General features: G+C 73.3%; 7 protein-coding genes. 5 read left to right on the top strand and 2 right to left on the bottom strand.

What is annotated here, in order from left to right:
• Window positions 1–111 precede the first annotated feature (111 nt).
• Window positions 112–1,191 (bottom strand): arabinan endo-1,5-alpha-L-arabinosidase, encoded by a 1,080-nt coding sequence (locus AC3WUG_RS18510; protein WP_492329012.1) that lies wholly within the window; start codon window positions 1,189–1,191, stop codon window positions 112–114.
• A complete protein-coding gene (gene arfA, locus AC3WUG_RS18505) occupies window positions 1,184–2,692 on the bottom strand; it encodes an arabinosylfuranosidase ArfA (protein WP_492329011.1) in 1,509 nt (502 codons plus the stop codon). Before arfA ends, AC3WUG_RS18510 begins: the two co-directional genes overlap by 8 nt.
• A 286-nt stretch (window positions 2,693–2,978) precedes the next feature.
• Between arfA and AC3WUG_RS18500 the strand changes: the two genes are divergently transcribed.
• The 5 genes from AC3WUG_RS18500 to AC3WUG_RS18480 all read left to right on the top strand — a co-directional run bounded on the left by AC3WUG_RS18500 (window position 2,979) and on the right by AC3WUG_RS18480 (window position 8,419).
• Entirely contained in the window at window positions 2,979–4,331 is a 1,353-nt protein-coding gene (locus AC3WUG_RS18500) for an ABC transporter substrate-binding protein (protein ID WP_492329010.1), read from the top strand.
• A gap of 92 nt (window positions 4,332–4,423) precedes the next feature.
• Window positions 4,424–5,413: a carbohydrate ABC transporter permease gene (locus tag AC3WUG_RS18495; RefSeq protein WP_492329009.1), complete on the top strand. Its 990-nt coding sequence runs from the start codon at window positions 4,424–4,426 to the stop codon at window positions 5,411–5,413.
• A gap of 17 nt (window positions 5,414–5,430) precedes the next feature.
• Window positions 5,431–6,291, top strand: a complete 861-nt coding sequence (locus AC3WUG_RS18490) for a carbohydrate ABC transporter permease (RefSeq protein WP_492329008.1) — start codon at window positions 5,431–5,433, stop codon at window positions 6,289–6,291.
• Window positions 6,288–7,736, top strand: coding sequence for an arabinan endo-1,5-alpha-L-arabinosidase (locus AC3WUG_RS18485; protein WP_492329007.1), 1,449 nt, complete (start codon window positions 6,288–6,290; stop codon window positions 7,734–7,736). Before AC3WUG_RS18490 ends, AC3WUG_RS18485 begins: the two co-directional genes overlap by 4 nt.
• Entirely contained in the window at window positions 7,733–8,419 is a 687-nt protein-coding gene (locus AC3WUG_RS18480) for a YesL family protein (RefSeq protein WP_492329006.1), read from the top strand. The genes AC3WUG_RS18485 and AC3WUG_RS18480 overlap by 4 nt, the downstream gene beginning before the upstream one ends.
• Window positions 8,420–8,524 lie beyond the last annotated feature (105 nt).

The following is an 8,524-nucleotide window of genomic DNA, read 5'->3' as shown; positions in this document are numbered from 1 at the left end:
ACCCCCCCCCCCCCCCCCCCCCCCCCCCCCCCCCCCCCCCCCCCCCCCCCCCCCCCCCACTGTCGGGCCGCAGGGCCGGGGACCGGCCGGACCAGCCGGCCGGCCCGGGGGTCAGCCCGCCTGCTCATCCGCGGTCGCCAGCACCGGCCAGCCGTCGGCGTCCCACGCGATCTCGCGCAGCCCGAGGGTGGGCGTCCCGCCCGTGGCCGCGTCGTAGTAGTGGTACGCCAGCACGCCGCCCGAGGCCGACTGCCCGCCCGGGCCGACCCGGTCCCCGGCGGCCTCCAGCAGCACGTCCCCGCCGTCGAGCAGCAGGTCCGTGCCGTCCCGCGTGACGTACGGCCCGGTGACGTCCCGCGACCGCCCGACCGCGACCTTGTACGTCGAGTCGGTGCCCTGGCAGCACGCGTCCTGGGACACCAGCAGGTAGTACCAGCCCTCGTGCGGCACCACGTACGGCGCCTCGATCGCGTGCGGCGCGGCCAGCCGGCTCGCCAGCCCCACGGGTGCCGCGCCCGCCGCCGGCAGCCCGTCCGGCCACGCCAGCTCGACCACCTGGATCCCCGACCAGTACGACCCGAACAGCATCCAGGGCGTGCCGTCGGCGTCCTCGACGATGCCGGGATCGATCGCGTTGTAGTCGTCGGTCGGCTCCGACCGCCACACCTCGCCGCGGTCGACCCAGCCGTAGTCCGGGTCCTCGGGGTCGAGCGTCGGGCTGGTGCGCAGGCCGATGACCGACCGGTTCGACCCGAAGGTCGACGCGGCGTAGTAGAGGTACCAGGTGCCGTCGTGCTCGTACAGCTCGGGCGCCCAGTAGTTCACGACGCCCGGGACGGCCTCCTGGGCCCACCGCGGGGAGTCGGACGGCCCCCACGCGGTGCCGAGGTACTCCCAGGTCGCGCCGCGGTCGGTGGACCGGCGGACCTGGACGGCCCCGGCGTTCTCCCGCTCGTCGCCGGTGGAGTACACGTACCAGGGGTCGTCGCCCTCGCCGACGACGAGCGCGGGGTCGTGCACGCCGACGTCACCCGCGACCGGGATCTCGGTGGCGGCGGGCGCGCCCGAGCGGGTCGCGACCGCCACACCCCCGGCCCCCACGAGGGCGACCGCCGTCACCGCCGCCGCGACCAGCAGGCCGCGGCGGCGCGGACGGGGCGCGCGGGCGCCGGCGGTGTCGTCCTCAGGCACCGAGCCGGACGACGTTCCACGACACCGGCGGCACGCGGACGGTGAGCCGCCCGCCGTCGATCGTCGCGGAGTCGTTGTCCCGCGGCAGCACCGCGGTGTCGTCGTCGGCGGTGGCGACCCAGGTGTGGTCCGGGTTCGACAGGCTGGTGGCGCCGAGCACCCGCAGCCCGGGGATCGACCGGGTGTCGACCTCGAGCGTCACGGTCTCGGTGGTCGAGCGGTTGACCGCGAACAGCGCGACCGCGCCGGTCTCCGGGTCCCGGGTGGCGACGGCGTCGACGAGCGGGGCGTCGCCGAACTTCGCGGTCTCGTAGGTCGGGGCGTCGATCGCGACCTGCAGCACCTCGCCGGTCGCATACTGCGACGCCTGGGCGAACGGGTGGAACGTCGTCTGCCGCCAGACGCGGCCGCCGGGCTCGGTCATGATCGGCGCGATCACGTTGACCAGCTGGGCGAGCGACGCGGAGTGCACCCGGTCGGTGTGCCGGAGCAGCGAGATGAGCAGGTTGCCCACCACGACGGCGTCGGCGACGTTGTACTTGTCCTCGAGCAGGACCGGCGCGACGGGCCAGTCGTCGCCCGACGGCGGCACCGACTCGGCGCGCTTCTGGTACCAGACGTTCCACTCGTCGAACGAGATGTGGATCCGCTTGGCGACCTTCTTGTGCGCCCGCACGCCGTCGGCGACCGCGGTCACCGAGTCGATGAAGTGGTCCATGTCGACGGCGGAGGCGAGGAACGACCCGAGGTCGCCGTCCTCCTCGGCGTAGTAGGCGTGCGCCGAGATCATGTCGACGTGCTCGTAGGTCTCGGAGAGCACCGTCTGCTCCCACTGGCCGAACGTCGGGATCGGCACGCCGGACGAGCCGCAGGCGACGAGCTCGAGGTCGGGCTGGATCATCCGCATGGCGCGGGCGGTCTCCGCGGCGAGCCGGCCGTACTCGTGCGCGGTCTTGTGCCCGATCTGCCAGGGGCCGTCCATCTCGTTGCCCAGGCACCAGAGCTTGATGTCGTACGGCTCGGCGGCGCCGTTGGCCCGACGCTGGTCGGACAGCGCGGTGCCGCCCTTCACGTTGCAGTACTCCAGCAGGTCGAGCGCCTCCTGGACGCCGCGGGTGCCGAGGTTGACGGCCATCATCGCCTCGGTGCCGGACGCCTTGGTCCAGCGCATGAACTCGTCGACGCCGACCAGGTTCGGCTCGGTGGAGTGCCAGGCCAGGTCGAGCCGGCGCGGGCGCTGGTCGCGCGGGCCGACGCCGTCCTCCCAGCGGTACCCGGACACGAAGTTGCCGCCGGGGTAGCGGACCGTCGAGACGCCCAGCTCCTGGGTCAGGCCGATGACGTCGGCGCGGAACCCGTCGGCGTCCGCGGTGGGGTGCTCCGGGTCGTGGATGCCGGTGTAGACGCAGCGGCCGAGGTGCTCGACGAACGCGCCGAAGGTCCGGCGGCGGACCGGCCCGACGCGGAACGCCGGGTCGAGGGTGAGGGTGACGGTGGTCATGTGGGGCACAGCTCCTTCGCTGTCCGGTCTACATCGTTGTAGGACGATCGTGCCCGCCGCGGCGGGGCCCGTCAACCATGGCACCGCGCGGCGCCTACTCAGCGCACCCGACCGTGACCAAACCGTTGCTTGACCGTCCGACGTGACCCGTGCCACTCTCTCCAACGTTGTAGTGCAACGATGTAGAACACGAGGCCAGAGCCGCCCTCGAGAGTCCGGTCCGCCACCGACGGCCGACCGGCGCGCGCTCGACCTCGCCCGGTCCACCAGTGGAGGCAACGGCGCGATGACCACGAAGACCCTGCGGGCGGCGGCCCTGGCCCTCGCCGGGGCGCTCGCCCTGACGGCGTGCGGCTCCGGCGGCAGCGACGACGGCGGCGGCTCCGGCGGCGGAGACAGCCTGACGTTCATGTTCCGCGGCGGCGCGGACGAGAAGGCCGCGTACCAGGCCGCGATCGACAAGTTCACCGAGGACACCGGCGTCGAGGTCCAGATGACCGTGACCGACGCCGACCAGTACGCCACCAAGCTCCAGGCGGCGGTCTCGGGCAACAAGGTGCCCGACGTGTTCTACATCGAGCAGGCCAACCTGCAGTCCTACGTGGCGTCCGGCGTGCTGCTGGACATCACCGACCAGGTCGAGGAGGCCGGCGTCGACCTCGACAACATCTGGGAGTACGGCGTCGACTCCTACCGGTTCGACGGCACGCTGCAGGGCACCCCCGAGGGCCGGCTGTACGGCCTGCCGAAGGACGTCGGCCCGTTCGCGTTCGGCTACAACAAGACGATGCTCGAGGCCGCGGGCATCCCGCTGCCCGACCCGGACGTCCCGCTGAGCCTCGACGAGTTCCGCGACATCGCGAAGCAGCTGACCACCGACACCGACGGCGACGGCGCGGTCGACCAGTGGGGCACCGGCCTCAACGTGCAGTGGAACCTGCAGTCGATGGTGTGGAGCAACGGCGGCGACTGGACGAACGAGGACCGCACCGAGGTCACCGTCGACACCCCGGAGTTCGCCGAGGCGCTGCAGTACTTCGCCGACCTCACCACCGTCGACGGCGTCACCCCGAACGCGTCCGAGGCCGCGACCCTCGACACCTACCAGAGGTGGATGGCCGGCGAGATCGGCTTCTTCCCGGTCGGCCCGTGGGACGTCAGCGTCTACAACGACCTGGACTTCGAGTACGACCTGATCCCCTGGCCCGCCGGCAGCACCGGCGAGTCCGCCACCTGGGTCGGCTCGCTCGGCATCGGCGTCTCCGCGACCTCGGGCAACCCCGACGCCGCTGTGCAGCTCGCCACCTACCTGTCCGCCGACCCCGACGCCCAGCAGACGCTGGTCGACGCGAACGTGCAGATCCCGAACCTGGTGGACGTCGCCGAGGAGTGGGCCGGCGCGGCGGACGCGAAGCCCGCCAACCGCCAGGAGTTCCTCGACATCGTGCAGGACTACGGCCGCGCCATGCCCGCCTCCTTCACCTACGGCGCCGAGTGGTACGACGAGCTCTGGGTGAACATCCAGCCCGTGCTCGACGGAAAGCAGACCGCCGCGGACTACCTCGCCGAGGTGCAGCCCAAGATGCAGGCGCTGCTCGACGAGTCCAACGCCAACGCCGAGATGGCCGGCGGGGCCTGACCGCCCCACCCCCGCTCCCCGCCGCGCCGGCGCGCCGCCCCTCCTCGGGCGGACCCGGCGCGGCGGGGCCGCCCTCGTGAAGGAGCACCGGGATGTCACGGACCACCGCTGAGCCCACCCCCGTCCCCACGGCGCCCGCCGCCGGCATCGTCCCGCCCGGCGGCGACGACCGCGGCTCGGCGCTGCACGCCCGGCAGGCCATGCGCCGCCTGCACCGCACCGAGCACCGCTGGGCCGCCGCGTTCGTCGCCGCCCCGGTGATCGGCTTCCTCGTCTTCACGCTGTACCCGCTGGGCTACGCGCTGTACGCGTCGCTGACCCGGTGGAACGGCCTGACGGCGCCGCAGTTCATCGGCCTCGACAACTACGTGGCCCTGCTCGGCGACGAGTACTTCCGCAAGACCCTGTGGAACACCGCGTTCTACATGATCGGCATCCCGATCGGCCTGGTGCTGGCGCTGCTGCTGGCCATCGCGCTGAACCGGAAGATCCCCGGGCAGACCGCGTTCCGCACCATCTACTACGTGCCCGTCATCTCGTCGCTGGCGGCCATCGCGATCGTCTGGCAGTTCGCCTACAACGGCGACTTCGGCCTGGTGAACCAGGTGCTGTCCTGGTTCGGCATCGACGGGCCCGACTGGCTGCAGAACACCGCGACGGTGAAGCCCGCCATCATCCTCATGGCCGTCTGGAAGGGCCTCGGGTACTCGATGCTGCTGTACCTGGCGGCCATCCAGTCCGTGCCCCGCTCGCTGTACGAGGCGGCCTCGCTGGACGGCGCGAACGGCTACCACCGGTTCCGGTGGATCACGCTGCCGATGGTGCGCCCCGTGACGTTCTTCCTCGTCGTCACGAACGTGATCGCGGGCTCCCAGATCTTCACCGAGATCAACATCATGACGCCCACCGGCGGGCCCGAGTTCAGCTCGGCGTCGATCGTCTACTACATCGTCCGCAAGGCGTTCAAGTACCAGCAGATGGGCTACGCCACGGCGATGGCCGTCGTGCTCGGGCTGATCGTCCTCGTCGTCACCCTCATCCAGTTCCGCCTCAACCGGCGCAACGCGTTCAGCATCGACTGAAGGGGCTCCGAGCACCCATGAGCCGCAAGACCCCGATGGGCACCACCGCCCAGAACCGCGTGGTGAACACGATCCTGTTCGTCGTGCTCGCGCTGGGCGCGGTCGTCATGATCGCGCCGCTGCTGTGGATGGCGACCACCGCCCTCAAGACCAAGGCCGAGGTGTTCGCGCTGCCGCCGGTCTGGATCCCGGACGCGCCCCAGTGGGACACCTTCGTCCGGATGTGGACCGAGGCGCCGATCCTGTCCGGCTTCAAGAACAGCATCATCGTCGCCGGCACCGTCACGATCGTCGGGTCGATCACCTCGTCGCTCGCCGCGTTCGCGCTGGCGAAGATGCGGCTGCCGTTCAAGAACGCGATCTTCCTCGGCCTGCTGACCGGGCTGATGATCCCGTTCCCGACGCTGATGATCCCGCAGTTCGTGATGTTCTCGAAGATCGGCTGGGTCGACACCCTGCTGCCGCTGATCGTGCCGCTGCTGTTCGGCAACATCGTGATGATCTTCTTCCTGCGGCAGTACCTGTCGAGCGTGCCCGACTCGATGGTCGAGGCGGCCAAGATCGACGGTGCGTCCTACCTGCAGGTGTTCCGGAAGATGATCTTCCCGCTGATCCGGCCGGCCGTCGCCGCGCAGTTCATCCTCTGGTTCATGACGATCTGGAACGACTACCTCGCGCCGATCCTCTACCTGAACACCGAGTCCAAGCAGACGCTGCAGGTGGTCATCGCCAACCTCAACGTCGAGTACGCCACGCAGCGGGACTACCCGCTGATCATGGCGGCGTCGTTCGTGGCGCTGCTGCCGATCCTGGTCGTGTTCCTCATCTTCCAGCGGCAGATCATCGAGTCGGTCGCGCTGACGGGGGCCAAGGGATGACGCTGACGGAGCCGGCGGGGGCGGTCGCGGACGCCGCGCTCGAGGTGACCGCGGGCTGGGGCGCGCGGCACGCGCACGACCCGACCGCGGTGCGGGACGACGACGGCACGTACTGGCTGTTCTCCACCGACGCCTCGGGCGCCGGGCCGCTCCCCCGGGCCGGGGTGCAGGTGCGCCGGTCCGACGACCTGGTCACGTGGACCTTCCACGGCTGGGCGCTGGACGGCGTGCCCGCCGACGCGGCCGCCTGGTCCGGCGCCGGGGGCCTGTGGGCGCCGGACGTGGTCCGGGTGCCCGACGGGGTCGCGGTGCCGGACGACGGCCGGTGGCGGATGTACTACTCCGCGTCGAGCTTCGGGTCCCGCACGTCGGCGATCGGGCTCGCGACGGCGCCGCACCCCGCGGGGCCGTGGACCGACCGCGGGCTGGTCGTCACCAGCCGGCACGACGTCGACGGGCCCAACGCGATCGACGCGAACGCCGTGGTGGACGCCGACGGCCGGCACTGGCTGGTCTACGGCTCGTTCTTCGGCGGCATCCACGCGCTCGGGATCGACCCGGCGACCGGGTTCGTGCTCGGCTCGGGCGGCCGCCCGCGGCCCGGCCCCGGGCTGCTGCTCGCGCGGCGGCCGCACGCGGTCGAGGCCGCGGTCGAGGGGGCGTTCGTGCTCCCCCGGCCCGGCGGCGGCTACGCGCTGCTCACGTCCTTCGACTCGCTGTTCGGCACCTACCACCTGCGGGTCGTCGCCGGGCCGTCCGTGACCGGGCCGTACACCGATGTGCGCGGGCGGTCCGCGACCGACGTCGCGGCCGACCCGGTGGGCAGCACCGTGCTGAGCGGGCACCGCCTGGCCGGCGGGCGCGGCTGGCTCGCGCCCGGGCACGCGTCGGTGCTCACCGAGCAGCTGCCGGGGGGCTCCTCGCGGCAGCTGCTCGTGCACCACGTGCGGGACGCGGACGACCCGACGCAGCACGAGGTGCAGGTCCGGCGGCTGGTGTGGACCGTCGGCGGGTGGCCGCTGGTGTCGCCGCAGCCGTGGGCCGGTCCCGACCGGGAGCAGGACGACGAGGCGGCGTGGCCCGCGACCGTCGCGGAGCTCGCGGGCACCTGGGAGCTCGTGACGTTCGCGCGCGGGGACGCGTTCACCGCCTCGGCGTCGCGGGTCGTGGGGGCCGAGGGCCCGCCCGGGGCCGTGGCGCTGGGACGGGGGCGGTTCGCGTGGGACGGGGCGGTCGGCGGGGGCAATCGGCCCGTGGAGGCCGTGGCGTTCCCCGCGTGGGACGGGGTGCGCGGGCGGGCGACGCTCGCGTGCGCCGCGCTCGACACCGGGACCGGGGTGGTGACCGTGGGGACGCTCGTGGAGCCGGCGGGGCCGGCGGGCGGCGGCCCGGCCGGCGGCGGCCCGGCGGGCGCGGCGACGGCGGCCGTGGAGCCCGCCCCGTGAGCGCCGTGCCGGAGGCCCGGCGGCGGGTCCTCGTGCACGAGGGCGGCGAGGACGTCGGCGGCTGGGCCGGGGCGGTGATGCGCTGGCTGCGCGTCGCGGCCCGGCTGGTCGCGGTGAACCTGCTGGTCGTGGCGGGCACGCTGCTCGGCGGCGTCGTCCTGGGCGTGCTGCCCGCGCTCGCCGCGGCGGCGACGGTGCTGGGGGCCGTCGCCGCGGGCGAGCCGCCCGAGTCGGTGCGGCGGGCGTTCTGGACGGAGTACCGGGCCGGGTTCCGGCGCGCGAACCGGCTGGGCTGGCCGCTGCTGCTGGTGGGCGCGGTGCTCGTCGCGGACGCGCTGGCGCTGCCGGTGCTCGCCTCGGCCACGGGGTCGACCGGCCCGGCCGCGGTGGCCGCCGCGGGGCTGCTGGTGCTCGGCGCCGGGCTCCTGGTGGTCGGCGCGTGGTTCCTCGCGGTGCTCCGGCGCTACGACGAGCCGTTCGGCCGCACCTGGCGGTTCCTCCTGCTGGCGCCGGCGGCGTCCCCCGGCACGGCGCTCGCGGTGCTGGTGACGCTGGGCGCGCTGGCGTTCGCGGGCTGGCACCTCACGTTCCTCGTCCCGCTGGCGGGCGTCTCGGCGGCGGTGCTCCTGTCGGGCGTCCTGGTCGACCGCCGCCTGGACGCGATCGACGCCACGGCGCGCTGAACCCCGGGTCCTCCCCCTCGGGTGGAGCGTCCTGCCCGACACGCCCGGGGTGTGTCGGGCCTGTCTCTTATACCCCTCTCCGAGCCCACGAGACATGGCGCCCGG

The organism is Cellulomonas sp. EB106-03-03-XG116 (assembly GCF_058792015.1).
The sequence above is the reverse complement of the archived record's forward strand: the minus strand, read 5'-3'. Positions and strand labels throughout refer to the sequence as shown.

What these genes read in the sequence shown, in the direction of transcription:
- arfA (WP_492329011.1), bottom strand. Translation starts at nt 2,692, where the DNA reads ATGACCACCGTCACCCTCACCCTCGACCCGGCGTTCCGCGTCGGGCCG.
- AC3WUG_RS18500 (WP_492329010.1), top strand. Translation starts at nt 2,979, where the DNA reads ATGACCACGAAGACCCTGCGGGCGGCGGCCCTGGCCCTCGCCGGGGCG.
- AC3WUG_RS18495 (WP_492329009.1), top strand. Translation starts at nt 4,424, where the DNA reads ATGTCACGGACCACCGCTGAGCCCACCCCCGTCCCCACGGCGCCCGCC.
- AC3WUG_RS18490 (WP_492329008.1), top strand. Translation starts at nt 5,431, where the DNA reads ATGAGCCGCAAGACCCCGATGGGCACCACCGCCCAGAACCGCGTGGTG.
- AC3WUG_RS18485 (WP_492329007.1), top strand. Translation starts at nt 6,288, where the DNA reads ATGACGCTGACGGAGCCGGCGGGGGCGGTCGCGGACGCCGCGCTCGAG.